The organism is Stenotrophomonas sp. SrG, assembly GCF_050031795.1.
Taxonomy (GTDB): Bacteria; Pseudomonadota; Gammaproteobacteria; order Xanthomonadales; family Xanthomonadaceae; genus Stenotrophomonas; species Stenotrophomonas rhizophila_A.
This window is the reverse complement of sequence record NZ_JBNBBE010000025.1, coordinates 1-26,442: the sequence shown is the minus strand read 5'-3', so window position 1 is coordinate 26,442 and position 26,442 is coordinate 1. Positions and strand designations below refer to the sequence as shown.

28 protein-coding genes are annotated in these 26,442 nt (G+C 67.7%); 17 read left to right on the top strand and 11 right to left on the bottom strand.

Going from position 1 to position 26,442, the window contains the following annotated elements; all coding sequences use genetic code 11:
* Window positions 1-52: 52 nt before the first annotated feature.
* Window positions 53-832 (top strand): polyphosphate kinase 2, encoded by a 780-nt coding sequence (gene ppk2 / locus ACQG3P_RS18015; protein WP_426805799.1) that lies wholly within the window; start codon window positions 53-55, stop codon window positions 830-832.
* Between the two features lie 7 nt (window positions 833-839).
* On the opposite strand, the gene ACQG3P_RS18010 is transcribed toward ppk2, so the two are convergent.
* Window positions 840-1,403, bottom strand: coding sequence for a TlpA family protein disulfide reductase (locus ACQG3P_RS18010; RefSeq protein ID WP_426805798.1), 564 nt, complete (start codon window positions 1,401-1,403; stop codon window positions 840-842).
* Window positions 1,400-2,674 carry a YihY family inner membrane protein gene (locus ACQG3P_RS18005; RefSeq protein WP_068849407.1) on the bottom strand — a complete coding sequence of 425 codons (1,275 nt, stop codon included), beginning with the start codon at window positions 2,672-2,674 and terminating at the stop codon, window positions 1,400-1,402. Before ACQG3P_RS18005 ends, ACQG3P_RS18010 begins: the two co-directional genes overlap by 4 nt.
* 72 nt (window positions 2,675-2,746) lie before the next feature.
* On the opposite strand from ACQG3P_RS18005, the gene wrbA reads away from it, so the two are divergent.
* The 3 genes from wrbA (at window position 2,747) to ACQG3P_RS17990 (ending at window position 4,255) form a co-directional block, all read left to right on the top strand.
* On the top strand, window positions 2,747-3,337 hold the full coding sequence (wrbA, locus tag ACQG3P_RS18000) for an NAD(P)H:quinone oxidoreductase (protein WP_068849405.1): 591 nt from the start codon (window positions 2,747-2,749) through the stop codon (window positions 3,335-3,337).
* Window positions 3,334-3,669, top strand: coding sequence for a DUF2069 domain-containing protein (locus ACQG3P_RS17995; protein ID WP_426805797.1), 336 nt, complete (start codon window positions 3,334-3,336; stop codon window positions 3,667-3,669). Before wrbA ends, ACQG3P_RS17995 begins: the two co-directional genes overlap by 4 nt.
* Window positions 3,670-3,769: 100 nt before the next feature.
* Window positions 3,770-4,255: an asparaginase domain-containing protein gene (locus ACQG3P_RS17990; protein WP_068849402.1), complete on the top strand. Its 486-nt coding sequence runs from the start codon at window positions 3,770-3,772 to the stop codon at window positions 4,253-4,255.
* A gap of 91 nt (window positions 4,256-4,346) precedes the next feature.
* On the opposite strand, the gene ACQG3P_RS17985 is transcribed toward ACQG3P_RS17990, so the two are convergent.
* The 3 genes from ACQG3P_RS17985 to sufT form a co-directional block, all read right to left on the bottom strand.
* Entirely contained in the window at window positions 4,347-6,086 is a 1,740-nt protein-coding gene (locus ACQG3P_RS17985) for a S8 family peptidase (RefSeq protein ID WP_320459099.1), read from the bottom strand.
* A 436-nt stretch (window positions 6,087-6,522) separates the two neighbouring features.
* The gene (locus tag ACQG3P_RS17980) at window positions 6,523-7,620 is read right to left on the bottom strand and encodes a branched-chain amino acid aminotransferase (RefSeq protein ID WP_093534546.1); all 1,098 of its coding nucleotides are present in this window, start codon (window positions 7,618-7,620) and stop codon (window positions 6,523-6,525) included.
* Between the two features lie 31 nt (window positions 7,621-7,651).
* Window positions 7,652-8,203 (bottom strand): putative Fe-S cluster assembly protein SufT, encoded by a 552-nt coding sequence (sufT, locus tag ACQG3P_RS17975; RefSeq protein WP_068849396.1) that lies wholly within the window; start codon window positions 8,201-8,203, stop codon window positions 7,652-7,654.
* A 117-nt stretch (window positions 8,204-8,320) separates the two neighbouring features.
* Here sufT and ACQG3P_RS17970 point away from each other — a divergent pair, with 117 nt between their 5' ends.
* Window positions 8,321-8,740: a hypothetical protein gene (locus tag ACQG3P_RS17970; protein WP_184124861.1), complete on the top strand. Its 420-nt coding sequence runs from the start codon at window positions 8,321-8,323 to the stop codon at window positions 8,738-8,740.
* Between the two features lie 77 nt (window positions 8,741-8,817).
* Here ACQG3P_RS17970 and ACQG3P_RS17965 read toward each other — a convergent pair whose 3' ends face one another.
* The gene (locus ACQG3P_RS17965; RefSeq protein WP_184124859.1) at window positions 8,818-10,272 is read right to left on the bottom strand and encodes an NAD(P)(+) transhydrogenase (Re/Si-specific) subunit beta; all 1,455 of its coding nucleotides are present in this window, start codon (window positions 10,270-10,272) and stop codon (window positions 8,818-8,820) included.
* On the bottom strand, window positions 10,269-10,577 hold the full coding sequence (locus ACQG3P_RS17960) for an NAD(P) transhydrogenase subunit alpha (RefSeq protein WP_426805796.1): 309 nt from the start codon (window positions 10,575-10,577) through the stop codon (window positions 10,269-10,271). Before ACQG3P_RS17960 ends, ACQG3P_RS17965 begins: the two co-directional genes overlap by 4 nt.
* A gap of 129 nt (window positions 10,578-10,706) precedes the next feature.
* Here ACQG3P_RS17960 and ACQG3P_RS17955 point away from each other — a divergent pair, with 129 nt between their 5' ends.
* From ACQG3P_RS17955 to ACQG3P_RS17945, 3 genes are read left to right on the top strand one after another with little or no spacing between them, the layout of a single operon-like run.
* Window positions 10,707-11,276, top strand: coding sequence for an RNA polymerase sigma factor (locus ACQG3P_RS17955; protein ID WP_068849388.1), 570 nt, complete (start codon window positions 10,707-10,709; stop codon window positions 11,274-11,276).
* 8 nt (window positions 11,277-11,284) lie between these two features.
* Window positions 11,285-11,602: a hypothetical protein gene (locus tag ACQG3P_RS17950; protein ID WP_307107422.1), complete on the top strand. Its 318-nt coding sequence runs from the start codon at window positions 11,285-11,287 to the stop codon at window positions 11,600-11,602.
* 2 nt (window positions 11,603-11,604) lie between these two features.
* Complete coding sequence (locus ACQG3P_RS17945) at window positions 11,605-12,024, top strand: DUF3106 domain-containing protein (protein ID WP_426805795.1); 420 nt, start codon at window positions 11,605-11,607, stop codon at window positions 12,022-12,024.
* Between the two features lie 27 nt (window positions 12,025-12,051).
* Here ACQG3P_RS17945 and ACQG3P_RS17940 read toward each other — a convergent pair whose 3' ends face one another.
* A complete protein-coding gene (locus ACQG3P_RS17940) occupies window positions 12,052-13,134 on the bottom strand; it encodes an NAD(P) transhydrogenase subunit alpha (RefSeq protein WP_426805794.1) in 1,083 nt (360 codons plus the stop codon).
* A 633-nt stretch (window positions 13,135-13,767) separates the two neighbouring features.
* Window positions 13,768-16,077: a DUF1631 domain-containing protein gene (locus tag ACQG3P_RS17935; protein ID WP_426805793.1), complete on the bottom strand. Its 2,310-nt coding sequence runs from the start codon at window positions 16,075-16,077 to the stop codon at window positions 13,768-13,770.
* Between the two features lie 332 nt (window positions 16,078-16,409).
* Here ACQG3P_RS17935 and ACQG3P_RS17930 point away from each other — a divergent pair, with 332 nt between their 5' ends.
* The 4 genes from ACQG3P_RS17930 to ACQG3P_RS17915 are packed head-to-tail and all read left to right on the top strand — an operon-like array spanning window position 16,410 to window position 19,253.
* A complete protein-coding gene (locus ACQG3P_RS17930; protein WP_426805792.1) occupies window positions 16,410-16,985 on the top strand; it encodes a nitroreductase family protein in 576 nt (191 codons plus the stop codon).
* Window positions 16,986-17,909 (top strand): 5'-3' exonuclease, encoded by a 924-nt coding sequence (locus ACQG3P_RS17925; protein ID WP_217537071.1) that lies wholly within the window; start codon window positions 16,986-16,988, stop codon window positions 17,907-17,909.
* Entirely contained in the window at window positions 17,906-18,457 is a 552-nt protein-coding gene (locus ACQG3P_RS17920) for an NUDIX hydrolase (RefSeq protein WP_217537069.1), read from the top strand. Before ACQG3P_RS17925 ends, ACQG3P_RS17920 begins: the two co-directional genes overlap by 4 nt.
* Window positions 18,438-19,253, top strand: coding sequence for an N-formylglutamate amidohydrolase (locus ACQG3P_RS17915; protein WP_426805791.1), 816 nt, complete (start codon window positions 18,438-18,440; stop codon window positions 19,251-19,253). The genes ACQG3P_RS17920 and ACQG3P_RS17915 overlap by 20 nt, the downstream gene beginning before the upstream one ends.
* Before the next feature lie 35 nt (window positions 19,254-19,288).
* On the opposite strand, the gene pip is transcribed toward ACQG3P_RS17915, so the two are convergent.
* Entirely contained in the window at window positions 19,289-20,233 is a 945-nt protein-coding gene (gene pip, locus ACQG3P_RS17910) for a prolyl aminopeptidase (RefSeq protein WP_068849368.1), read from the bottom strand.
* 34 nt (window positions 20,234-20,267) lie between these two features.
* A complete protein-coding gene (gene prmC / locus ACQG3P_RS17905; RefSeq protein WP_426805790.1) occupies window positions 20,268-21,125 on the bottom strand; it encodes a peptide chain release factor N(5)-glutamine methyltransferase in 858 nt (285 codons plus the stop codon).
* Between the two features lie 342 nt (window positions 21,126-21,467).
* On the opposite strand from prmC, the gene ahpC reads away from it, so the two are divergent.
* The 5 genes from ahpC (at window position 21,468) to ACQG3P_RS17880 (ending at window position 26,379) form a co-directional block, all read left to right on the top strand.
* Window positions 21,468-22,031, top strand: coding sequence for an alkyl hydroperoxide reductase subunit C (gene ahpC, locus ACQG3P_RS17900; RefSeq protein ID WP_068849365.1), 564 nt, complete (start codon window positions 21,468-21,470; stop codon window positions 22,029-22,031).
* A gap of 151 nt (window positions 22,032-22,182) precedes the next feature.
* Window positions 22,183-23,775 carry an alkyl hydroperoxide reductase subunit F gene (gene ahpF / locus ACQG3P_RS17895; RefSeq protein WP_093532920.1) on the top strand — a complete coding sequence of 531 codons (1,593 nt, stop codon included), beginning with the start codon at window positions 22,183-22,185 and terminating at the stop codon, window positions 23,773-23,775.
* Between the two features lie 92 nt (window positions 23,776-23,867).
* A complete protein-coding gene (locus tag ACQG3P_RS17890; protein ID WP_068849361.1) occupies window positions 23,868-24,824 on the top strand; it encodes a LysR substrate-binding domain-containing protein in 957 nt (318 codons plus the stop codon).
* A gap of 136 nt (window positions 24,825-24,960) precedes the next feature.
* Complete coding sequence (gene rnk, locus ACQG3P_RS17885) at window positions 24,961-25,365, top strand: nucleoside diphosphate kinase regulator (RefSeq protein WP_068849359.1); 405 nt, start codon at window positions 24,961-24,963, stop codon at window positions 25,363-25,365.
* 51 nt (window positions 25,366-25,416) lie between these two features.
* The gene (locus ACQG3P_RS17880; RefSeq protein WP_426805789.1) at window positions 25,417-26,379 is read left to right on the top strand and encodes a transaldolase; all 963 of its coding nucleotides are present in this window, start codon (window positions 25,417-25,419) and stop codon (window positions 26,377-26,379) included.
* Window positions 26,380-26,442 lie beyond the last annotated feature (63 nt).

Below are 26,442 nucleotides of genomic sequence, written 5' to 3'. Positions count from 1 at the left end.
CTACCCACTGCGCTAGGCTCGGGTTTCTTCTGTCAGCCGGAATCCCGCACCGATGGGCAAGCTCAAGCGCAAGGCGTACCAGGCACTGCTTGAACCGATGCAGCTCGAACTCACGGCGATGGCGCGTTGGGCCCAGCATACCGGGCAGCGCGTGCTGGTGCTGTTCGAGGGCCGCGATACCGCCGGCAAGGGCGGCGCCATCCAGGCCATCGCCGAGCACCTCAACCCCCGCCAGTGCAGGGTGGTGGCGCTGCCCAAGCCGACCGACCGCGAAAGTACCCAGTGGTACTTCCAGCGCTATGTGTCGCACCTGCCGGCTGCCGGCGAGATCGTGCTGATGGACCGCAGCTGGTACAACCGGGCCGGGGTCGAGCACGTGATGGGCTATTGCACCGAGGCCGAGTACCACGCGTTCCTGGCGCAGGCGCCGGTGTTCGAGAAGCTGCTGGTGGACGATGGCATCCTGCTGTTCAAGTACTGGCTCACGGTCGATCAGGTGCAGCAGGAGAAACGCTTTGCCGAGCGCCACCTCGACCCGCTCAAGGGCTGGAAGCTGTCACCGGTGGACCTCAAATCGCGCAGCAAGTACACCGCGTATACCGAGGCGCGCGAGGCGATGTTGCGCGCGACGCATCGGGAAGAGGCGCCGTGGACGCTGGTGGACTTCAACGACCAGAAGCGCGGGCGGCTGGGATTGATCCGCAACCTGCTGGATCGCCTGCCCGATACCGGGGTGGACGATCCCATCCCGGACCTGCCGCCGTTGGAAGGCAAACTGCACGAAGAGCATTTCGGCGTGTTGAAGCCGATCGACGGTTACCCCATCGAATGAGGTGCCGTTACCTGGCTGCGATCCGCGCCTCGATGTCGTGGGCGGTGACCGGGCCCAGGAATTCCTTGGCGACCTTGCCGTCCGGGGCGATCAGGTAGGTCAGCGGCAGGCCGCGCGGCACGGCGAAGTCTTCCGGCGGGTTGTAGGTGTCCACCAGCACGATCGGGTAGGTCACCGGCAGCTTCTGCAGGAACGCCTTCATCTCCTCCGGCTCGATGTCTTCGTAGGCCAGGCCGACCACTTCGATCTCCTCGCGCATGGCATGCAGTGCCGACAGCTCCGGCATTTCCTTGCGGCACGGCGCGCACCAGGTCGCCCAGAAGTTCACCACCACCCATTTGCCGCGATGTGCGGCCAGGTCGTACGTGGTTCCGTCGAGGGCGGGCAGCACCAGGCGCGGCTGCGCCACGGTTTTGCGCTCCAGGTCGGGCGTGGCGGGGTCGGCGGCCGGGGCGGCCGGTTCTGCTGCGGGGGCCGGCGCCGGGGCGGCCGCTTCGGGCTGCGGTGCCGGCTTGTTGCAGCCGGCCAGGGCGAGCAGGCCGACGGCCAGCAGCAGGGGCTTGAAGGTCATGGGGTGTCTCCAGACGGGGAATAGATATCGCTGACGCGGCGCTTGAGCAGCTCGCGCAGCGGCAGCCGCAGGGCATCCAGCGCCGCCACCGAGGCGGTACCGAGGCTGTCGTCGCGATAAGGCAGGTAGGCTTCCTTGACCGGAATGCGCAGCTGCGTGGATTCGTAGAGGTCGGCCAGGGTGAGCTTGTCCAGGTCGCGCGACAGCAGCCATTGGCCCTGTTCGTCGCGGCGCACCACCCGGATCGCTTCCAGGTCGCAGAGCATGCTCTGCAGCAGCGAGTCGGTCAGCATCGGCTCCAGCCCCAGAATCTCGTCTTCGTCCAGCCCGCGTCCGTCCATGCGCGCCTGGTGGAAGCGGCCGATCAGGCGCAGCAGGCCATACAGTTCGTAGCCGGTGGGCAGGCGCAGGTCGGCCGGCTGGTAGCGGAACGCGGCGATCGACGAGGCCAGCGAGGCACCCAGCAGCACCGAGACCCAGCACAGGTAGATCCACAGCAGCAGGATCGGCACGAAGGCCACCGTGCCGTAAAGCTTCTGGTAGGACTGGAAGCTGCCCAGGTAGGCGCCCATGCCCCACTTCACCAGCTCCAGCATCACTGCCGCGAGGATCGCGCCGGGAATGGCATGCCGCCACTTCACCGTGTGGTGCGGCACCACCCGGTAGACCAGCATGATGCAGACGAACTCGATCAGGATCGGCGCCAGGGTCAACGATGCATTGGCCAGCAGGCGGCCTTCACTGGTGCCGAACAGCGGCAGCGCGAACACGCGGGCCGATACGGCCAGCGACGCGGCCGCCAGCATCGCGCCCAGGGTCAGCACGGTCCAATAGACCAGGAAGCGGGTGAGCTTGGGCCGCGCCGAACTGACCCGCCAGATCTGGTTGAAGGTCTGCTCGACGCTGTTGAGGGTGATCAGCAGCGACACCACCAGCGCGATGAAGCCGGCGGCGGTGAGCTGCCCGGCACTGGCCGAGAACTGGCGCAGGTAGCCTTCGGCCGCGCGCGCGGCGTTGGGCACGAAGTTGGAGAACACGTAGTCGCTGAGCGTGTCGCTCCAGCGGTCGAACACCGGGAACGCCGAGAGCACGCCGAACACCACGATCGCCAGCGGCACCAGCGCGAACACGGTGGTGTAGGCCAGCGAGGCGGCGGCCTGGAACAGGCGGTCGTCGAGGAAGCGGCGCCACAGGAAGCGACCGAAGCTGGCGGTACGGGCGCGATCGCGCACGCGTTCCATCCACAGGTTGAGGGTGTCCAGGGGTTCCATCGTGGCAAGCGTACCTGAAGCCGGGTGGAGGCAATGCCATACTGCGGACAGACTGGACACAACGGAAGCGAGATGGCGGAGATCCTGGTGCTGTATTACAGCCGCGGCGGTTCGGTGGCGCGGCTTGCGCGCCAGATCGCGCGTGGCATCGGCGAAGTGCCCGGCATGAGCGCGCGCCTGCGCACGGTGCCGCCGGTGGCAGCGGTCACCCAGACCGCGCGGCCGCCGGTGCCCGATGACGGTGCGCCCTACGTGAGCGTGGAGGACCTGGCCGAGTGCAGCGGCCTGCTGCTGGGCAGCCCGACGCGGTTCGGCAACATGGCCGCGCCGGTCAAGCATTTCCTCGACGGGCTCGGGGCCGAGTGGGTCAACGGCACGCTGGCCGGCAAGCCCGCCGGGGTGTTCACCTCCACCGCGTCGCTGCATGGCGGGCAGGAATCCACGCTGTTGTCGATGCAGGTGCCGCTGCTGCACCACGGCTGCCTGATCGTGGGCATTCCGTTCACCGAGCCGGCGCTGAGCCATACCACCACCGGCGGCACCCCCTACGGTGCCAGCCACGTGGCCGGTGCCGACGACAACCCGGTGCCGAGCGAGGACGAAGCGATCCTGGCGCGCGCGCTCGGCCGGCGCGTGGCCGATATCGCGCGGCGGCTGGGATGAGCCCGCGCGCGCAGAAGTGGACGTTGGCCACCGTGCTGCTGGCGTTGGCGGCGCTGTTTGCGGTGTGGTTCGCGCATGACCGGCACTGGCTGGCCAGCCAGCTGGTCTTCACCGCCCCGCCGCTGCTGCTGGCGCTCGGCGTGGTCACGGGGCGGGGCAAGGCGATGTTCTGGGCCGGGGTGCTGGCGCTGTTCTGGTTCAGCCACGGCGTGATGAGTGCCTGGAGCCACCCGGAAACCGCGCACTTTGCCTGGCTGGAACTGCTGCTGGCCCTGGCGGTGATCGGGATATCCAGCGCGCCCGGCCTGCGCCGGCGTTTCTCGAAGCGTTGAGCGCCTCGCGCGCGGCTGCGGGCGGGCGCCGGCAGCCGTATCATGGGCACCCAGCGCGGGTGTTGCCGCGCGGTACCGCCCGCACTCCAGGAAGCCTGCAATGGAAGAACTACTGATCATCACCACCGGTGGCACGATCGACAAGATCTACTTCGACGACAAGTCGGACTACCAGATCGGCGATCCCCAGATCGGGATGATCCTGCGCGAGCTGGGCGTGACCTTCCGCTTCAACGTGATTCCGATCCTGCGCAAGGATTCGCTGCACATCACCGACGAAGACCGCGAGCTGATCCGCGCCACCATCGCCGCGCAGCCGACCCGTCACGTGCTGGTCACCCACGGCACCGATTCGATGGTGCAGACCGGCCGGGTGCTCAAGAGCATCCCCGACAAGACCATCGTCATGACCGGCGCGCTCAGCCCGGCGCGCTTCCGCGGCTCGGACGCCGAGTTCAACATCGGCTGTGCGATCGGCGCGGTGCAGTCGCTGCAGCCGGGCGTGTACATCGCCATGAACGGCCGCATCTGGAACCCCGAACACGTGCGAAAGAACGTCGCGGCGAACCGGTTCGAAGACGCGTGACGCGGTAACCGCGTCACGCGTGGGGCGTGCCGACCAACGGTCGGCACCTACCTGCGGCAGCACCCGACCGTTGGTCGGGTGACCGATCACATCAATACTGCGCGGTCAGGGTCACGCCGGAGAAGGTGCTGTAGGCCTTCACCCGGACGTGCCAGGTCCCCGCGGCCGGGGCGGTGATCGTGCAGGTTTCGTTGTTGCCGCTCAGGTACGGGCGGCAGGTGTATACGGTGTCGGTGGGCGCGCTGCCCGAGCGCACGTACAGGTCCGCATCACCCGTGCCGCCGGCGATGGTCACCTTCAGCTGCGAGCGGCCCGACGGCACGGCCACGGTGTAGGCCAGCGATGCACCGCTGGAAGCACCCAGGCCGCTGACCGGCACGTTGTTCTGCAGCGTGCCGGTGCCCGGGTTCGGGTTGGTCCCGCCCAGCGCGGAGGTGACGGCCGCATCCGCATCGACGATGCCCGCGCCGCAGCCGCCGCTGCAGGCGCCCGGCAGGGCCCGTGCGGTGTTCTTGAGCAGCGTTTCAATGGCCGCCGGCGACAGCGCGGTGGGCGCGACCGACTGCACCAGCGCGACCACGCCGGCCACGTGCGGGGCCGCCATCGAGGTGCCGTTGTACGACGCATAGGACGCAGCGCCCGGCACGGTGGTGCCGCTGTTGAGCGTGGACAGGATCGCCTGGCCCGGCGCCGAGACATCGATGCCGGCACCGTAGTTGGAGAAGCTGGCGCGGGCGCCGGCAGAGGTGGTGGCGGCCACCGCGATCACGTTGGCGCAGTTGGCCGGTACCGACGAGGACACGTTGGTGTTGCTGTTGCCCGCTGCCACCACCACGGTGGTGCCGCGCGAGACCGCGCCGTTGATGGCGTTCTGGTAGGTGGTCGAGCAGGTGCCGCCGCCGCCCAGGGACATGTTGATCACTTCGGCCGGGTTGGCATTGGCCGGCACGCCGCTGACGGTGCCACCGGATGCCCACACGATCGCATCGGCGATGTCGGAGGTGTAGCCGCCGCACTTGCCCAGCACGCGCACCGGAACGACCTTGGCGTTGTAGGCGGTGCCGGCCACGCCGGTGGTGTTGTTGGTCACCGCGGCGATGGTGCCGGCCACGTGGGTGCCGTGCCAGCTGGAGTTGGAAGCCGGGTAGCCGGCGCCGCATTCGTTGGCGGCGTACCAGTCGCCTTCGTCGTTGGCATTGTTGTCGCGGCCACCGCCATCGCGCGCCATCGCGGCATCGCTGATGAAGTCATAGCCGGGCAGGATGTTGGCGTTCAGATCCGGATGGTTGGTGATGCCGGTATCGATCACCGCCACCACCACGCCCGTTCCCGTGGCCTTGTCCCAGGCCGGACGCACGTTGATCGAGGCGTTGCTGGTGCCGAAGCCCCACTGCTCGGACAGGCGGCTGTCGTTGGGCACCAGGGTGGCGTGCATCAGCTGGTCGACTTCGACGTATTCCACGTTCGGATCGGCGGCCAGGCGACGCATCAGCAGTTCCGATTCGGCGGCATCCAGCGGGCGGTCGGCCTTGACCACGGTCGGGCCGATGGCCAGCTGGCGCAGCTTCTGCAGGCCCAGCGCGCGCCCCTGCGCGGCGGGAACGGCCTGGGCGGCGGCCTTGAGCGAACTGGCCAGTGCGGTCGGGGTGGCCACGTCGGTGGCGCCGTCCTTGTACTTGACGATGAAACGCTGGTGGGTCGGGGCCGAGGCCAGGCCACTCAACTGCACGTCGCCGGCGAATGCCGGCGCCGCCAGGAGCAGGGTCGAAAGCACCGAACCACCGAGTACAACCAAGGCACGCTGACGCAAGCGCTGCGGATCATGAGACATCGGAATTCCCTTCAAGAGTGAGGAGCCGTCGAGGCGGCAAAGGTCGGTCAGATCCGGCGCTGTGGAGCGGTGGCTTGGATCGAACCTGGAAGACGGATCGGCTTTCCCCTGCGAAACCGCCCGAACCCGGACGCTAGTGGTTTCGATTCGGCCCAACAATGTTTCAGCCCGCTCTCAGGCTTGTGAAAGTTTCGATCTGAGACTTTTCGGGTCAACGGTTTGTGAATGTGAAGAAACTTCCCCGTGCCGATGCGGTCACGACGGACGCAATTCGTGTCCTGCGTCACTGTCTTGCGCGTCATGGGCAAGACATTGCTTGCGCGTCAATGAGTTGGGTCCGTTTGGATCGTTCAGACCGGTCCTCGGCAGGCGCCGCCCATGAAAAAGGCCCGCCTGTTGCCAGGCGGGCCTTGGGTATCCAGCGCGCGTCGAACGATCAGCCGTCCAGGCGCACCAGCCAGCCATGGCGGTCCGGCAGGCGGCCGTACTGGATGTCGGTCAGTTCCTTGCGCAGCGACATGGTCACCTCGCCAGCCGGGGCGGTCAGGTCACCCACCGAGAAGCCCTCGCCCTTGAGCTGGCCGATCGGCGTGACCACCGCCGCGGTACCGCAGGCGAACACTTCGGCGATCTCGCCCGAGGCCACGCCCTGCTTCCACTCGTCGATGGTCACCTTGCGCTCTTCGACCTTCATGCCGCGGTCGCGCGCCAGTTGCAGGATGCTTTCGCGGGTGATGCCTTCCAGGATGCTGCCGGACAGCGCCGGGGTGACCAGGGTGCCGTCCTTGTAGACCAGGAACACGTTCATGCCACCCAGTTCTTCCAGGTACTTGCCTTCGACCGGGTCCAGGAACAGCACCTGCGAGCAACCCTGCGCCTGCGCCTTCTGCTGCGGCAGCAGCGAGGCGGCGTAGTTGCCACCGCACTTGGCCGCACCGGTGCCGCCCTTGGCCGCACGCGCATATTCGGTGGACAGCCAGATCGACACCGGGGCCACGCCTTTGGCGAAGTACGGGCCTGCCGGGCTGGCGATCACGTAGTAGCCGGCCTTCTGCGCGCCGCGCACGCCGAGGAAGGCTTCATCCCCGATCATGAACGGGCGGAAGTACAGGCTGGATTCGTCGGCCGACGGCACCCAGCTGGCATCCACGGCGATCAGCTGCTTGAGCGATTCGACGAAGATCTCCACCGGCAGTTCCGGCAGCGCCAGGCGCTGCGCCGAACGCTGCAGGCGGCGGCCGTTGGCATCGGGGCGGAACGTCCAGATCGAGCCGTCGGCATGGCGGTAGGCCTTGATGCCTTCGAAGATTTCCTGGCCGTAGTGCAGCACCGCGGCGGCCGGGTCCAGCTGCAGCGGGCCGTACGGGCGCACGCTGGCGTTGTGCCAACCGGTGTCCTTGTCCCACCGCACTTCCACCATGTGGTCGGTGAAGTGCAGACCAAAACCGGGGGCGGCCAGGATGCGTTCACGCTCCTCGCTGCTGCGCGGCTGGGCGGAACGGGTGGTGGTGAAGCTCACGGAAGACTGGGACACCGGAAATTTCCTGTTCTGGTTACGGGTTCAATTACAGCATGCCGGTTTCAAGGCGGGCGGCCTCGGACATCATGTGCTGGCCCCACGGTGGGTCGAACACCAGCTCGACATCGGCTTCGACCACGGTCGGGATCATTTCCAGCTTGCTGCGCACGTCGTCGACGAGGATATCGCCCATGCCGCAGGCCGGCGCGGTCAGGGTCATCTTGACGTCGACCTCGCGCTGGCCGTCATCCAGGTGCTTGAGCTCCACTTCGTAGACCAGGCCCAGGTCGACGATGTTGAAGGGGATCTCCGGGTCGAAACAGGTTCGCAGCTGCTGCCAGACAAGCTTTTCGACCTCCTCGTCGGAGGCGTCGGCGGGCAGTTCCAGCGGCGCGGGCGGTTCCTTGCCCATGGCGTCGCCGTCCTTGCCGGCGATGCGGAACAGATTGCCTTCGACAAATACGGTATAGCTGCCGCCCAGCGCCTGGGTGATGTACCCATAGCTGCCGGCGGGCAAGGTGACCGTTTCGCCCTGCGGGACCATGACGGCCTCGCAGTCGCGTTCGAAGTGGACGGGTTCGCTGCTACGGGAGTACATGTGGATCGATATGGGGTCGCGGCCGATTCCCGCAAGGCGCTCATTTTAGCCCAGTGGCCGGCCACGCGCCGGTCACCCCGCAAGCCGGTATCCTGTGGCGGACCAAAGGAAGAATGCATGCCGCCCACCTCTGCGCCCGCCAGGTCCGCCCACTGGCTCTGGCCCCCGCTGTTGTTGCTAGGAGTTGTCACGGCCACGCTGGCCTGGTTGTTCATCGCGCTGCTGAGCGGCCGCCAGGCAGGCTGGATGGCCGTCCTGGTGGCCCTGGAGCTGGGTTTCATGCTGCGCCTGGGCAACCTGCGCGGCGGCCTGCTGCGGGTGGCGTTGACCCTGCTGGGCACGGTGCTGGTGGCATTGGCAGCCAACTGGGGGATCGCTTCGGCCTACCTGGGCGGGTCGCTGGGACTGGATCCGTGGGAATCAGCGTTGCGGATGGGACCGTTCATGGCGTTCACGTTGGTTCAGCTGGCCAACGGCGTGGCCGAGCTGTTGTGGCTGGGCATCGCCCTTGTCGTCGGATGGTGGATTTCGCGCTGAGCGCGCCACGACCAACGGTCGTGGCCTACCGTCGATCGGGGTAGGTCACCACCGTTGGTCGTGACCCGCAGATCGGATCAATGCCCTCCGTCGAGGGCTTTGAGCTCGCTGACCAGCGCGCTGGCCGCACCGGCGCCATCGCCGTAGAGCATGCGGGCGTTGTCGGCGTAGAACAGCGCGTTTTCGATGCCCGCGAAGCCGGTGCCCTTGCCGCGCTTGATCACCACCACGTTGCGGGCGTTGACCACGTCCAGGATCGGCATGCCGTAGATCGGGCTGGCCGGGTCGGTGCGCGCCACCGGGTTGACCACGTCGTTGGCACCGATCACCAGCACCACGTCGGTGGTGGGGAACTCAGGGTTGATGTCATCCATGTCGGCGATCAGGTCGTAGGGCACGCCCGCTTCGGCCAGCAGCACGTTCATGTGCCCCGGCATGCGCCCGGCCACCGGGTGGATCGCGAATTTGACCTTGATGCCGCGTTCCAACAGCCGCTGCGCCAGCTCCCATACCTTGTGCTGGGCCTGGGCCACGGCCATGCCATACCCGGGCACGATCACCACGCGCTCGGCGAACGCCAGCATCGCGGCCACGTCGCTGGCCTCGATCGGCTTCTGCGCGCCGGTGATTTCCTGGGCCGTGCCACCGCCGCCGAAGTTGGAGAACAGCACGCCGCTGATCGGCCGGTTCATCGCCTTGGCCATCAGGCGGGTGAGCAGGATGCCGGCCGCGCCGACCATCATGCCGGCGATGATCAGCGCCTCGTTGCCCAGCACGTAGCCTTCGAAAGCGACCGCCAGGCCGGTGAACGCGTTGTACAGCGAGATCACCACCGGCATGTCGGCGCCGCCGATCGGCAGGGTCATCAGCACGCCCAGCGCCAGCGCGACCACGAAGAAGCTGATGATCGCCACCGGGCTCAGGGTCACTGCCGCCCAGATGCCCAGCACCACCATCGCCAGCGCAACCAGCAGGTTGAAGGCCTGCTGGCCGGGGAAGGTCACCCGCCGGTCCAGCCGGCCATCGAGCTTGGCCCAGGCGATGACCGAGCCGGACAGCGACACCGCCCCGATCGCCGAGCCGATCACCGCCAGCGCCAGCACCGTGGCCGAAGGCTGGCGCGCGCTCAGTTCGGCGATGGCCTGCGCGCTCCAGTGGCTGGTATCGCGGTTGGCCAGGAACGAGAAGCGCAGCAGTTCCACCGCACCGATCGCGGCGGCCGAACCGCCGCCCATGCCGTTGTACAGCGCTACCATCTGCGGCATGTCGGTGATGGCCACGCGCTTGGCCGACCACCACGCCACGCCGGTACCGATCGCCACCGCAGCCAGGATCAGCGGCACGTTGTGCAGGTCGGGCAGGAAGAAGGTCGCCACCGTGGCGATCAGCATGCCCAGGCCGGCCCAGCGGATGCCGCTGCGCGCGGTCATCGGCGAGGCCATGCGCTGCAGGCCGAGCAGGAACAGGGTGGCGGCAACCAGGTAGCTCACCTGCACCAGCCACTGCAGCAGTTGCGCGGTGGTGACGTTCAAGGCGCCTTCTCCCCGGCGTCGCGCTTCTGGCTGGGCTTGAACATGTCCAGCATGCGTTCGGTCACCACGTAGCCACCGGCGGAATTGCCCGCGCCGAGCACCACGGCGATGAAGCCGATGATCTTTTCCAGCGGGGTCTGCGCATGGCCCAGCACCACCATGGCGCCGATCAGCACGATGCCGTGGATGAAGTTCGACCCGGACATCAGGGGGGTATGCAGGATCACCGGCACCCGCGAAATGATCACGTGGCCTGCGATCGCAGCCAGCATGAAGATGTACAACGCCACGAACCCGTCGCTCATTGCTGTCCCTCTTCCCGGCGGTCATCCCGTCCCCTGCATCATAACCATGCGCTGAACCGTTCTGCAGGGCGGTCAACCGATGCCGCGCTGGTGCGTTCTCACCGTATCCCCCTGCGCGAGCGCTACCCTGTGCTGGTGAGCCCCTCCCTGCCGCCCCTGGCTGACGATGCCGATGCCGAAACCGCGTTGCCGGTGTCGCTGGATGCGTTTCTGGCCGGCATCGGCCCGCGCGCGTTCCGCTTCGCCGAGGCCGGGCTGCGCCAGCGCGACGACGCACTGGACGCGGTGCAGGACGCGATGCTGCGCATGCTGGCCTACCGCGACAAGCCGGCAGGGGAGTGGTCACCGCTGTTCTGGAGCATCCTGCGCCGCCGGGTGGTCGACCTGCAGCGCCGCCGCGGCTTCCGGCTGCGGTTCTGGCGCAGCAGCGACGAGCTGGCCGGCGACCACGACATCGACTGGGCCGATCCTGGACCCGGCCCGGCCCAGGCCCATGAGCAGCGCGACCAGTACGCGGCGCTGGTCAGGGCATTGCGCGATCTACCTGCACGCCAGCGCGAGGCCTTCACCCTGCGCGTGCTGCAGCAGCTCGACGGCGCCACGACCGCAGCGGCCATGGGCTGCAGCGAGGGCGCGGTCAAAACCCATCTTTCGCGCGCCCGGCAGGCGCTGCAGCAGCACCTGGAGATTGAACTGTGAGCCGCCCCGTGCCCCCCACCCTTCCCGATGACGCCGCACTGGCGCAGCTGCACGCACATGCGGTGACCCAGCTCTCTCCCGCCACGCTGGCGCGCCTGCGTGCCGCACGGCATGCGCCGCAGCGGGCCCGCGCGCACGGCTGGTGGCTGGCCACCGCGTGTTCGCTGGTGGTGGCGCTGGGCCTGGGCATCAGCTTCACCGCCCGACCGCCGGCAGCCACCCCGATGCAGGTGGCGGCCATGGCGGCGGATGACAGCAGCGACGTGCTCGACGAGAATCCGGACCTGTACCTGTGGCTGGGCGCCACCGACCTGGCAATGGAGTGAACATGAAACCGCGACTGACCCTGGCACTGGTACTGCTCTCGCTGAGCGCGGCCAGCGCCGCGCAGACCTCGACGCTGCCGGAGTGGGACAAGCTCACCCCGCAGCAGCGCGATGCGCTGATCGCGCCGGTGCGCGACCGCTGGAACGACGCGCCGCCGCCACAGCGCGAACGCATGCTGCAGCATGGCCAGCGTTGGCAGAGCATGACCCCGGAACAGCGCGAGCTGGCGCGGCGCGGCCGCCACCGTTTCGAGAACATGAGTCCGGAGCAGCGCGAGCAGGCCCGCGCGCTGTTCGCGCAGATGCGCGGCATGACCCCGGCCCAGCGCGATGCGCTGCGAGAGCGCTGGGGCCGCATGAGCCCGGAGCAGCGGCAGGAATGGCTGAAGGCCAATCCGGTCAAGGACCTGCCGCCGCGGTAGCGCCACGCCCTGCGTGGCGGCGCGATATCAGTTCGCAATCCAGCGCGTTTTCGCCAGCAGCTCATCGTCCCAGTCAAACGCCACCGCGCCATCCTTCAGGAACAGCGCGACGAAGTTGTAAAGGTTGCGCGCATACATCTCGCTGGCGTGCACCGCGCCCTGGCTGGCCAGGTTGAGCGGGCCGTCCACGGTGACGCCGCCGACGTCGACGGTTTCGCCCGGCCGGGTCGCCTCGCAGTTGCCGCCGGTCTCAGCGGCCAGGTCCACGATCACGCTGCCCGGGCGCATGCCCTGCACCATCGCGCTGGTGACGATCTTCGGCGCAGGGCGGCCGGGCACGGCGGCGGTACAGATCACCACATCGACCAACCGCAGGTGCTCGCCCAGCCGGCGCTGCTGCTCGGCCCGCTCGTCGTCGGTCAACGGACGGGCGTAGCCGCCCTCGCCCACCGCGCTGACGCCAAGGTCAAGGAACTTGCCGCCGAGCGATTCAATCTGTTCGCGGGTTTCGGGGCGCACATCGAAGCCCTCCACCTGCGCCCCAAGCCGGCGCGCGGTGGCGATGGCCTGCAGGCCGGCCACGCCGGCCCCCACCACCAGCACGCGCGAGGGCCGGATCGTGCCGGCGGCGGTGGTCAGCATGGGGAAGAAGCGCGGTGCCAGCTGGGCAGCAATCAGGGTGGCCTTGTAGCCGGCCATGCCGGCCTGCGAACTGAGCACGTCCATGGACTGTGCACGGGTGGTACGCGGCAGGCGCTCCAAGGGAAATGCCTGCAGCCCACGTGACTGGATCACGCCGGCACGTTCGGCGTCGGCCTGCGGGTGCAGCATGCCGACCAGGCTGGCACCGGACTTGAGCTGGCGCAGCCGCGCGGTTTCCGGCGGCTGCACGCACAGCACGATGTCGGCCTGGCCCAGGCGGGTGTCATCGGCGAGCTGCGCGCCGACATCCAGGTAAGCCTGGTCGGTAAAGCCGGCGCGCGTGCCGGCGCCCGGTTCGATCCACACGGCGGCGCCCAGCGCGATGTACTTGCGCGCCGTTTCCGGCGTCAGCGCTACGCGGCGTTCGCCCTGCGCGTGTTCCTTGACCCCCAACACCTCGACAGCCATGCATGTCCCCGAGCAGCGGTAAGTGGTGGGATCGTAACCCGATTGGCTGGTTTGGATGCCTTTCCTCTTTGAGCGCTACCTGGAGTCCGGCGTTGCTGGAGTGCCGGCCGTTGGCCGGCAGCCTCACGCAGTTGGGCGAACAGCCTGATGCCTGACACGTTGTCGCGCAGGGCCGGCGGGTGCGGGGGTACGGGGGGCGCCGTGAACCCATCCATGGGGGCTCTTGCGAAACATCCATGTTTCGCAAAGCCCCCGTACCCCCGCACCCGCCGACCCTCTGACGGTGTGGCGGTGGCCATGGGAGATCAAAGGCCGTTTGGATCATTTCCATGCGTTACCGGGCGTGGATGTTACAACGGCAGTCGTTTGGGAACCGACCCTACCCTGCCCCGATGCCATGTGAACCGCGTAGAGCCACGCCCTGCGTGGCTGATTCTTCCATCCGCGCGCGATCCACTGTCGGGGGAGGACGGCGGGCAGCCCCTGTAGGGACTGTCAAAAACATGGATGTTTTTGCCAAGCCCCCAGGGATGGGTTTACGGCGTGTCCCGTAAGGGGCTGCCCGTCGGCCTCCCCAGCACGTAGCACCTGAAACGCTGCCGTTGACGTTTGACGTTGACGTTGAACGCAACTTCAGTGAACCGTAGCGCCCTTGGTATCCAGGCGATCGATCACGCCCTGCATGGCGCTGTCGAAGGCGCCATCGTCGATGTGCGCGCGCAGGCGGCCGAGGCGCACCATGACCGCCAGTTCTTCCGGCGAGGCCACGCAGAAACGCACGCCGCGTCGGTTCACGAACAGCAGGCGCTGCGAGATCGGGCTGACCCAGGACAGTTTGCCGGCCTGGACTTTGCCGTCCTTGTCGACGAAATCGAGCCAACTGCCGATTTCAAGGCCGCGGAAACGGTCGGCATCGGCATTATCGAAATCGGTGACGTCGACCTTGCTGCCCAGCTCCACGCCCGCACTGTCCGCAGCCGGCGGCGTCGGCAGGACCACCTGCGGCAGCTCCGGCAGCGCGCGTTCCAGTTCCGGGCGCGATTCGGCAATGGACTGCAGCGTGTCATGCAGCGAATCGATCGCGGCGTTGGCGCCATCGGCATGTACGCCGACACTGGCAAACACCTTGCGCAGCACCGGGTGCCATGCCTGCAGCCACGGCTTGCCGACGATCTGGCGCCGGGCTTCGGACACTTCTTCCAGGATCCCGTCGGCCAACGCGAGCGCCTCGCTCACGGAAGGGCCGTCGTCGCCTTCGCGCAGCACCGCCAGGGTGAGATGGTGTTGCCACGGCTGCCGCAGGAAATCGCCGATGGCCTGCGGCAGCGCCGTATCGGCGATCCGCCAGTCCAGTTCGGATGCCGCGCGGGTGCGCGCCACTTCCAGCTTTTCCTGGCCGCGCTGGGTCTCGGCGGCGCGGCGCTCGGCGATCTCGATGCGGCGGCGGTGCTGGGCCAGGAAGTCGCGGAATTCTTCTTCCAACGTCAGGAAGATGGCCAGGTTCTCGTTGAACTCGGCCACCAGCCGCTCGATGATTTCCTCGACCTTGCCCATCAGCACGCGCTCGGCCTGGCTCTCGCCGGTGTTGCCTTCGCAGGCCTCGGCCAGCGAATTGAGCAGCTTGCGCGCCGGGTGGGTCTTCTGCACGAACATGCGGCGGTCGAGCATGGCCACCTTCACGAAGGGCACCACCAGCCGGCCGATCAGCTCGCGCGAGCGACCTTCCAGGTCGCGCTCGTCCAGCATCACATCGAACAGCATGCCCACCAGGTCGATCGCATCTTCATCCTGCGGGTCCAGGCGCGCCTGCGCCGGGTCCACGCCGAGCCGGGTTGCCCCGGACAGCACTTCGCTCTTCAACCGCTGGGCCAGCGATTCGCCGTCTTCGCCGATCGCCGCGCGCAGGGTCGCGCTCGGCGTGGCCTGCAGCAGCGACAGCACCGACATCATTTCGCGCTGGCTCAGTGGGCGCTGTTGCCCCACCGCCACGCTGGCGGCGGAGGTCGCGTCTTCGCGGACATGCCGGGTCTGCTGCAGCAGCTCGTGCAGCGCTTCCAGCAACATGCCCTGGTTGCCGCTCATCCCGTCCGGGCCTTCGGCTGCATGGTCATGCGCGGCCTGCGCCGACTGCATGCGGCCACGGCTGGCCGCCCAGCGGTCGGCGAAGCGCCGTGCCCAGGCCGGGGCCGCACCTTCGTCGGCTGCGCCGCTTTCGGTTTCCAGGGCCTGGACCAGCTCGTCCAGCTCCTGCCGGGGCGTGGGCGGACGCGGCGTGGCGCGGCGCGGGGCGGCCATCTGCGGCATCACACCGGCAGCGGCCAGTTGTTCGTCGAGTTTCTCGTAACGCTTGCCGATCGGCGCGTGCAGGTCGCGCTCGCACAGCTTGATCAGCACCAGGCGCACTTCCGGCGCCAGTTCACAGTCTGCGAAGGCCTCATGGATGGCCACGCCGATGTGTTCGGGGCTGATCGGGTTGGTGTCGGCGTTCAGTTCCAGCCCGCCGGCGATCCAGCCCAGGCGGCGGTCAAGCCGGCCCAGTACCGGCTTCCAGTCACGCAGCAGCACGGTGGCGAAGTTGCGCACCGCCAGCCGCGATTCCAGCACGTGCTCGGGGACCAGGCTGAGCCCTTCCCCGCCCGCACCGGCCAGCGTGGCTTCGGCCGACAGCGGCTCAGCGTGTTCCAGCGCGTCCCAAGCCCTGGCCAGGTGCCCACGGAAACCGGCCACGATGTCTTCACGGCGCCGACGCAGTTCACGCATGCCATCGAGGAACAGCAGCTGCGACGCGCCGGCGGTGCCGGCACGGTCGAACAGCACGTCGTCGAAGCGGGCGATCACGGTCGCGAAAGACTCGGCCAGGCCCGGCAGGGCGGCCTCGCGTGCAAGCTTCAACAGCGCCGGGTCGCGACCCGGCTGTCCCGATACGTTGGGCGTGGCGATCATGCGAAAAGGCTCCCCACCCTCGCTGGTACAGAATGCAGCATGGATACAACAGGCACGGGCGTCCCCAAGACACCAGCACACGGATGGTAGGACGCCCCACCGGTCAGGGACAGTGAAACAGTCCGCACTTTGAACCTCATGACCCGGGTGCCGGCAGGCCTTGTATCGTAAGGCCAGCGCGGGTGGGAAGCGAGTACAGCGACGTGAAGGAGTGCCGTTAATTAAGTGAGGTTCATCACGTTTTGTCGCAAATGGGCAGGAGATCGCCGGAAGACGGGTCACAAACTGCCCCGACTATAATCTGAGCCACCCCGATGCCCGACAGAGACCCCATGCTCGACTCCCCTGCGCTGCAAGCCCTGGACGCCCGCCGTTCGGTTCCCGCCCTGCAACTGGGCGCGCCCGGACCGGACCCGGCCACCCTGCAGCGGATGCTGGCCTCGGCCGTGCGCGTGCCGGACCACGGCAAGCGGGTGCCCTACCGCTTCCTGCGCATCGCCGGCGATGCGCGCCTGCAGCTGGGTGAGTTCCTGGCCCGGCGCAGCCGCGAGCGCGACCCCAATGCCTCCGACGCACAGGTCGAGAAGGACCGGCTGCGCTTTTCGCATGCGCCGCTGATCATCACCGTCATCGCCGCGCCTACGCCCAGCCCGAAGGTACCCGAGCTGGAGCAGCTGATGACCGCCGGCTGCGTCTGCTTCGCGCTTTTGCAGGCCGCGCAGGCGCTGGGCTTTGGCGCCCAGTGGCTGACCGCCTGGATGGCGTTCGACCCGGCCGTGCATGCCCACCTGGGCCTGGCCGAGCATGAGCAGATCGTGGGTTTCATCCATATCGGCACCCCGAAGACCGCCGTGCCCGAACGTGAGCGCCCTGATCCGGCCGCGCTGCTGCAGGACTGGGTGGGCTGAGTGCACACGCCTCTCTACCTGGTGGATGCCAGCCTGTACGTGTTCCGGGCCTGGCATTCGATGCCCGATGAATTCCAGGACCAGCAGGGCTGGCCGACCAACGCGGTGCATGGCTTTGCCCGCTTCCTGCTCGACCTGCTGGAGCGCGAGCGCCCGCAGCACATCGCCATCGCCTTCGACGAGGCGCTGGACAGCTGCTTCCGCCACACCCTCTACGCTGCCTACAAAGCCAACCGCGATCCCGCGCCCGACGCGCTGCGCCGCCAGTTCGCGCACTGCAAGGCGCTGTGCAGCGCGCTGGGCCTGACCGTGCTGGCCCACCACGAATACGAGGCCGACGACCTGATCGGCAGTGCGCTGCATGCGCGCCGCCCGGCCGGCATGCGCGGGGTGATCATCTCGGCCGACAAGGACCTGTCGCAGCTGCTGTTCGAGCATGACGAGCAATGGGATTACGCCCGCAACCAGCGCTGGGGCATGGCCGGGGTCAAGGCCCGCCATGGCGTGCATGCCCACCAGATCGCCGATTACCTGGCACTGTGCGGCGATGCGGTCGACAACATTCCCGGGGTGAGCGGCGTCGGCGCCAAATCGGCGGCCGTGCTGCTGGCCCATTTCGGCAGCCTGGACACCCTCTACGAGCGGCTGGACGAAGTGCCGTTCCTGCGCCTGCGCGGCGCCGCCCAGATGGCGGTGCGGCTGCGCGAGCAGCGTGAGCATGCACTGCTGTGGCGGCAGCTCACCACCATTGCGCTGGATGCACCGCTGGATGCGGCGCAGGCCGATTTCAGCCGTTCCAGCGCCGATCCGCAGATGCTGCAGGGCCTGTGCGAGGCGCTGCGCTTTGGTCCGCTGACCCGGCGCCGGCTGTTCAACGCCGCCGGCATTCCCGATATTTCTCCTCCCGCAAGCGAGTTCGCATGAGCCCCAACACGCAAGCCCCGAAGGTCGTCTACGAAGGCAAGTACCAGCGCATGGTCGTGCGCGGCTCGTGGGAGTACAGCGAACGCACCCACGCCGGCGGACTGGCCGCGATCATCATCGCCGTCACCCCCGACGACAACGTGCTGTTCGTCGAGCAGTTCCGCGTACCGCTGCAGGCCAAGACGATCGAGATGCCGGCCGGCCTGGTCGGCGATATCGACGCGGGAGAATCGATTGAAGACTCCGCCGTGCGCGAGCTGGAAGAAGAAACCGGCTGGACCGCCGGGCATGCCGAAGTGTTGATGATCGGCCCGACCTCCTCCGGTGCCAGCAGCGAGAAAATCGCCTTCGTGCGCGCCACCGGCCTGCGCAGGGTCGGCGAAGGCGGCGGCGATGCCAGCGAGGACATCACCGTGCATGAGGTGCCGCGCGCCCGCGCGGCGGCCTGGCTGGTGGAGAAGATGGGCCAGGGCTACCAGCTGGACGCGAAGTTGTGGGCTGGGCTGTGGATGATCGAGCACCACCTGGATGGGACCGCACGTGGCTGATTCCCGCGCGCTTCCGCTGGCGGCCACGCCCCTGCTTGGCGCCAAGGATCCTGCACCGTTCACCGTGTTGCATCCGGCCGGGCGTTCGCCGTATGTGCTGATCACCGACCACGCCGGCCAGCAGGTGCCGGAGGTGCTGGCGAACCTGGGGCTGCCGCAGGTCGAGCGCGACCGCCATATCGGCTGGGACATCGGCATTGCCGGGGTCACCCGCGAACTGGCCCGGTTGCTCGACGCGTGGGCGATCACCCAGACCTATTCGCGGCTGGTGATCGACTGCAACCGTCCGTTGGCGTCGCCGACGCTGATTCCCGAGGTCAGCGACCATACCGTGGTGCCGGGCAACGCCGGGCTGTCGGCCGCGCAGCGGCAGCAGCGCATCGATGCAATCCACGCGCCCTACCATGCGCGCATTGCCGCCGAGCTGGATGCACGCGCCGGGCAGCAGCGCCCGACGGTGCTGGTGATGATGCACAGCTTCACCCCGCGCATGAACGGTGCGGACCGGCCGTGGCATGCCGGGGTGCTGTACCACCAGGACACGCGCCTGGCGCATGCGCTGCTGCAGGCACTGCGCGACGAAGGCGACCTGGTGGTGGGCGACAACGAACCGTATTCGGTCAGCAGCACCAGCGATTACGCGGTGCCGGTGCATGGTGAAGGCCGCGGGCTGCTGCACGTTGAGCTGGAAATCCGCCAGGACCTGATCGCCGATGCCGCCGGTCAGCGCGCGTGGGCCGAACGCCTGGCGCGGGTGTTCACCGCGCTGGACGTCACGGCGCGGTCAACCCCGTAGCCCCGGCAGGTACCCACCGTGGGTGGGTACATCCATCAGGCGGCGAAACCATCCGTCGCGCGCACCAGCGCATCGATGGTCTCTGCCTCGAACGCGGAATGGCCCGATGCCGGGCTGATCTCGAGCGTGGATTTCGGCCAGGCCTTGTGCAGCTCCCACGCATTCTGCAGCGGGCACACCACGTCGTAACGGCCGTGCACGATCACGCCCGGGATGTCGGCGATGCGGTGCGCGTCGCGCAGCAGCTGTTCTTCGACCTCGAAGAAACCGCCGTTGACGAAGTAGTGGTTCTCGATGCGCGCGAATGCCAGCGCGAAGCGCGGGTCTTCATGGCTGTTCACGAAGTCGGCATCCACGTGCAGGAAGCTGGTGGCCCCTTCCCACACGCTCCACGCCTTGGCCGCGGCCAGGCGGGTGGCTTCATCGTCGCTGGTGAGGCGGCGGTGGAAGGCGGAAATAAGGTCGTGGCGTTCCACCGCCGGGATCGGCGCCAGGTAGTGTTCCCACGCATCGGGGAACAGGCGGTTGGCGCCTTCCTGGTAGAACCATTCCAGTTCCCAGCGGCGCAGCATGAAGATGCCACGCAGCACCAGCTCGGTGACCTGCTGCGGGTGGGTCTGGGCATAGGCCAGCGCCAGGGTCGAACCCCAGCTGCCGCCGAAGACCTGCCAGCGTTCTACCTTCAGGTGCTCGCGCAGCTTCTCGATGTCGGCCACCAGGTCCCAGGTGGTGTTGTCCACCAGGTCGGCGTGCGGGGTGGAACGGCCAGCACCGCGCTGGTCGAACAGGATGATGCGGTACTTGGCCGGATCGTGGAACTGGCGCATCTTGTCGCTGCAGCCGCCACCGGGGCCGCCGTGCAGCATCACCACCGGCTTGCCCTGCGGATTGCCGCACTGTTCGAAATACAGCGTGTGGCGGTCGTCGACCTTCAGGCTGCCAACGTCGTAGGGGGTGATGGCCGGGTACAGCGTGCGCATGGGTGGAGCTCCAGTGGAATCACGGTCGCTCATTCTACCGCTGGGTGGTGGGCCACCGTCCCAGGCTCACCCGGTCGCGCTGCTCCAGGTCCAGCGCGGTTTCCACCTCGACGAATCCGGCGCCCTCCAGCAGCGCGCGGATCGCTTCGCCCTGGTCCCACCCATGTTCCATCAGCAGCCAACCGCCCGGCTGCAGGTGCACGGGCGCGCCGGCGATGATCAGGCGGATGTCGTCCAGCCCGTCGTGGCCAGACGCCAGTGCGGTGGCTGGTTCGAAGCGCAGGTCGCCCTCGGCCAAGTGCGGGTCGTCGCTGGCGATGTACGGCGGATTGCTGGCGATCAGGTCGAAGCGGTCGCCGACCAAGGGGGCATGCCAGGATCCCTGCCGGAACGCGACGTTGGCCAGCCCATGCTGGCGGGCATTGCCGGCAGCGACGGCGATCGCATCGCCACTCATGTCCGTGGCCACGATCTGCGCCAGCGGGCGTTCACTGGCCAGGGCCAGCGCAATGGCACCGCTGCCGGTGCCCAGGTCGGCGATCCGCAGCGGCACGCCCTCCGGCAGCCGCTCCAGGGCCAGTTCGACCAGCCGTTCGGTTTCCGGGCGCGGAATCAAGGTGGCCGGGCTGACCGCCAGGTCCAGGGTCCAGAAGCCGCGCCGGCCCAGCAGGTAGGCCACCGGCTCACCGGCAATGCGACGCTGCAGCAGCGCCGCGAACGCCTCCGCCGTGGCCGGGTCGAGCAGGTCGGTGGCATGCGCGAACAGCCAGCCGCGCTCACGCCCCAACACATGCAGCAGCAGCAGTTCGGCTTCGTGCCGGCCTTCCACCCCGGGCAGCACGCGGGCGGCGGCGGCAAGCAGCTGGCGGATCTCCTGTGGGGCGGCGGTCATGGCGGGCTTGGGCGTCGGTGGGGGCGCAGTGTAGGCCAATGGCGGCACGGGCCGGCCGCCGCGACCGGTTGTCGCAGCCACCTCGCGACGCTGAAAGGCGGTTCAGGCACCGCGACGGGCGGATAACCTGCGGCTATCACCGCGCGGCGCGAGGAAATGATGAAAGTCCTTTCCATACAATGGGCTACGAATGAATAGTGGCCCATGTTCACCCGGGAATCAGGCCGTTTCGATAGACTGTATCTATCGTATTGATGAAATCAATGCATTTTCCTTATCGAAACCCAGGCGGTACTCTGTGTTGGCTGCTTCACCCATCCCCCTTCACCACGAGGAATATCGATGTCGCTCATCAACACCCAGATCAAGCCGTTCGAAGCCAACGCCTACCAGAATGGCGAATTCATCAAGGTGTCGGACAGCACCCTGAAGGGCCAGTGGTCGGTCCTGATCTTCATGCCGGCCGCCTTCACCTTCAACTGCCCGACCGAGATTGAAGACGCCGCCGATCATTACGCCGAGTTCCAGAAGGCCGGTGCCGAGGTGTACATCGTCACCACCGACACCCACTTCTCGCACAAGGTGTGGCACGAAACCTCGCCGGCCGTCGGCAAGGCCCAGTTCCCGCTGGTCGGCGACCCGACCCACCAGCTGACCAACGCCTTCGGCGTGCACATTGCCGAAGAAGGCCTGGCCCTGCGCGGCACGTTCATCATCAACCCGGAAGGCGTGATCAAGACCCTGGAGATCCACTCCAACGAGATCGCCCGTGACGTCTCCGAGACCCTGCGCAAGCTGAAGGCTGCCCAGTTCACCGCCGCCAACCCGAACCAGGTGTGCCCGGCCAAGTGGAAGGAAGGCGAGAAGACCCTGACCCCGTCGCTGGACCTGGTCGGCAAGATCTAAGCAACGCCTCATCCCCATTCCCGTTGCGACGGGAGTGGGGGTGAATCCAAGCCGGTGCGCCCGCGCCCGTTTCGATTCACCCCTACGCCGCCCAGATGTACCGTAGTGGTACGTCGACGCCGTTCCTTTGCCTGAATCAAGGAGTTTTTCGATGTTGGATGCCAACCTCCAGTCCCAGCTGAAGACCTACCTGGAACGCGTCACCCGGCCGATCCAGATCACCGCGCACGCCGACGACGGCGCCAAGTCGCAGGAGATGCTGGAGCTGCTGGAAACCCTGGTCAGCCTGTCCAGCCAGATCACCCTCGACGTGCGCCGCGACGGCGCCGAGCGCACCCCCTCCTTCGCGCTGACCACGCCGGGCCAGGACATCCACCTGGCCTTCGCCGGCCTGCCGATGGGACACGAATTCACCTCGCTGGTGCTGGCGCTGCTGCAGGTCGGCGGCCACCCCTCCAAGGCAACGGCCGAGGTGATCGAGCAGGTACAGGGGCTGGAAGGCGAGTACCGGTTCGAGACCTACTTCTCGCTGTCCTGCCAGAACTGCCCGGACGTGGTCCAGGCACTCAACCTGGCGGCGGTGCTGAACCCGCGCATCCAGCACGTGGCGATCGACGGCGGCCTGTTCCCGGCCGAGGTCGAAGCGCGCCAGATCATGTCCGTGCCCACCGTGTACCTCAACGGCGAAGTGTTCGACCAGGGCCGCATGAGCCTGGAGCAGATCGTGGCCAAGCTGGACACCGGTTCGGCCAAGCGCGATGCGGCGAAGATCGCCGCGAAGGCGCCGTACGACGTGCTGGTCATCGGCGGCGGCCCGGCCGGCGCCGCTGCGGCGATCTACGCCGCCCGCAAGGGCATCCGTACCGGCGTGGCAGCCGAGCGTTTCGGTGGCCAGGTGCTGGACACCATGGCGATCGAGAACTTCATCTCGGTCAAGGAAACCGAAGGCCCGAAGCTGGCCATGGCACTGGAACAGCACGTGCGCGAGTACGACGTGGACATCATGAACCTGCAGCGCGCCAGCGGCCTGGTGCCGGCCGGCGACGATGGCCTGGTCGAGATCAAGCTGGAGAACGGCGCATCGCTGAAGTCGCGCTCGGTGATCCTGTCCACCGGTGCGCGCTGGCGCCAGATGAACGTGCCCGGCGAAGACCAGTACCGCAACAAGGGCGTGGCCTACTGCCCGCATTGCGACGGCCCGTTGTTCAAGGGCAAGCGCGTGGCGGTGATCGGCGGCGGCAATTCCGGGGTGGAAGCGGCGATCGACCTGGCCGGCATCGTGACGCATGTGACCCTTCTGGAGTTCGACGACAAACTCCGTGCCGATGAAGTCCTGCAGAAGAAGCTGCGCAGCCTGGGCAATGTCACCATCATCACCAGCGCGCTCACCCAGGAAGTGCTGGGCGATGGTCAAAAGGTGAACGGCCTGGTCTACAAGGACCGCGTGGGTGGCGACGCCCACCGGGTCGAGCTGGAAGGCATCTTCGTGCAGATCGGGCTGCTGCCCAATACGGAGTGGCTGAAGGACGCGGTGGCGCTGTCGCCGCGCGGCGAAGTGGTCATTGACGACCGCGGCCAGACCAGTGTTCCGGGCGTGTTCGCCGCGGGAGATTGCACAACCGTACCCTACAAGCAGATCATCATCGCCATGGGCGCCGGTTCGACGGCCGCGCTGAGCGCTTTTGACCACCTGATCCGAACTACCGTTCCCAAGAGCAGCGGCGCCGTCGCCGAAGCTGCCTGAAACGTCCGGTTCCCCGCTTGCGGGGAACCTTTTTTACCTGCTGGGGAAACCACGCCATCGCCCGGTCCATTACCGTCTAGAGGTACAAGGAAATGAACCTACGTGATCTGAAATATCTGGTGGCGTTGGCTGACCATCGCCACTTTGGTCGCGCGGCGGCGTCCTGCTTCGTCAGCCAGCCCACGCTCTCGACCCAGATCCGCAAGCTCGAGGATGAGCTGGGCCTGCCGCTGGTGGAACGTTCCCCGCGCAAGGTGATGCTGACCCCGGCCGGGCTGGAAGCGGCCGCCCGCGCGCGCTCGATCATGGGCGAAATCGAACAATTGAAAGAAGCGGCGCGGCGCAGCCGCGACCCGGAAGCGGGCACGGTCCGGCTGGGCATCTTCCCCACGCTGGGCCCCTACCTGCTGCCGCACGTCATCCCCAACATCCGCGGACGCTTCCCGCAGCTGGAACTGCTGCTGGTCGAAGAAAAAAGCGACGAACTCCTGCACCGGCTGCGCGACGGCCGGCTGGACGCGGCGCTGTTGGCACTGCCCCTGGACGACGACCAGCTGCACGCCGAGTTCCTGTTCGAGGAACCGTTCCTGTTGGCCGTCTCCGGCCAGCACCCGCTGGCGCGACGCCTGCACCTGGACGTGCAGGAACTGTCTTCGCAGAAGCTGCTGCTGCTTGAAGACGGGCACTGCCTGCGCGACCAGGCGCTGGCGGTGTGCCGGCTGTTCGGCGCCAACGAGAAATCCGAATTCCGCGCCACCAGCCTGGAGACGCTGCGCCAGATGGTCGCGGCCGACGTCGGCATCACCCTGCTGCCGACGCTGTCGGTGAAGCCGCCGGTGCCGCGCTCGGACAACATTCGTCTGCTCGACTTCGAGGGCGAAGACCGCCCCAGCCGGCGCATCGCGATGGCCTGGCGGCGCAGCTCGGCCATGACCGGGTTCCTGGAACAGCTGGCCGAGCAGTTCAAGCGGCTGCCGGAGGCATTGTTCATGCTGGACCCCGCCGATGGCGCCCCGGACCGGCCGCAGCCGCTGCAGGCGCGGGCCTGACGGTCACGCTGAACCGGCCATGCCGGGGTGCCCCGGGCCCGGGTCGCATACTCTGCGGATAGGCAGCACAATAGGACAAGGCGGTGCCAGCAGGCGCCGCCTTTTGCTTGGGTCTTCCATAATCAAGGAGTTTCAGATGTCTACCGCCAGCGGCCTGCCGCCGTCCATCACCGTTTCCAGTCACGACATGGACCGCCTCGAGGCCATGCTCGACGGACCCACCGTCGCCAAGACGCCTGCGGCGCTGGCCCTGGCCGATGAGTTGAACCGTGCGACCGTCGTGGCGCCGGAACAGATGCCCGAAGGCGTGGTCATGATGCATTCGCGGGTGGAATGCGAAGATGAGCTGCACGGCGACAAGCACGAGCTGACGCTGGTGTACCCGCGCGAAGCCGATGTCGACCAGGGCAAGGTCTCCATCCTCGCACCGGTGGGCACCGCACTGCTGGGCCTGGCCGTTGGCCAGTCGATGGACTGGGATGCACCTGGCGGCCGCAAACTGCGCCTGCGGGTGAAGGCCGTCCACGCCCCCAAGATTTGATCGTCCCTGCCACGCACCGCGCAGGGCCCAGGTAACGTTCCAGGAGCCGCAATGAGCACCGCAACCCCGTCCAAACTTTCGCAGCTGCGCGACCTGTCCGTGGTCGTGGCCGATACCGGCGATTACGAGGCGATCAAGCGCCTGAAGCCGGTCGACTGCACGACCAATCCCACGCTGGTCAAGAAGGCACTCGACCTGCCGGTCTATGCCGAACTGATCGAGCGCGAACTGGCCTGGGGCCGTGAGCAGTCGGGCGAGCGCGAAACTGTCGTGCACGCCGTGGCCGACCGCCTCACCGTGGGCGTGGGCACGCTGCTGAGCACGCTGGTGCCGGGCCGTGTGTCCACCGAAGTCGACGCCGACCTGGCGCACGACACGGCGAACACGGTGACCAAGGCGCGCCAGTTCATCGCCATGTACGAAGCGGCCGGCGTGCCGCGCAGCAAGGTGCTGATCAAGATCGCCGCCACCTGGGAAGGCGTGGAAGCCGCCCGCCAGCTGCAGGCCGAAGGCATCGACTGCAATCTGACCCTGATCTTCAACCCGACCCAGGCGCTGGCCTGCAGCGAGGCCGGCGCGTTCCTGATCTCCCCGTTCGTCGGCCGGATCCTGGACTGGTACGTGGCCAACGGCCAGGCCCCGGCCAACATCGACGCCGACCCGGGCGTGGTGTTCGTGCGCGGCGTGTACGCCGAGTTCAAGCGCCGCGGCTCGCCGACGGTGGTGATGGGCGCCTCGTTCCGTTCCACCGCGCAGATCGAAGCACTGGCCGGCTGCGACCGCCTGACCATCTCGCCGGACCTGCTGGAAAAGCTGGACGCCGACCACGGCGAACTGCCGCGCAAGCTGGTGGCGGGCGCCCCCGAAGCGGTCAACGTCACCCCGATCGACGCCGCGACCTTCGCCGCCGACTTGGCGGCCGACCCGAGGGCCACCGAGAAGCTGGCCGCCGGCATCGACGCAGTCGCCAAGGACCTCGAAGCGCTGCGCCAGACGATTCGCGAACGGCTGTAAGCCGTTCCTGCGTTCTCGACCGCAACGACGGGACGGATGCAGCGAGTGCATCCGTCCCGTTTG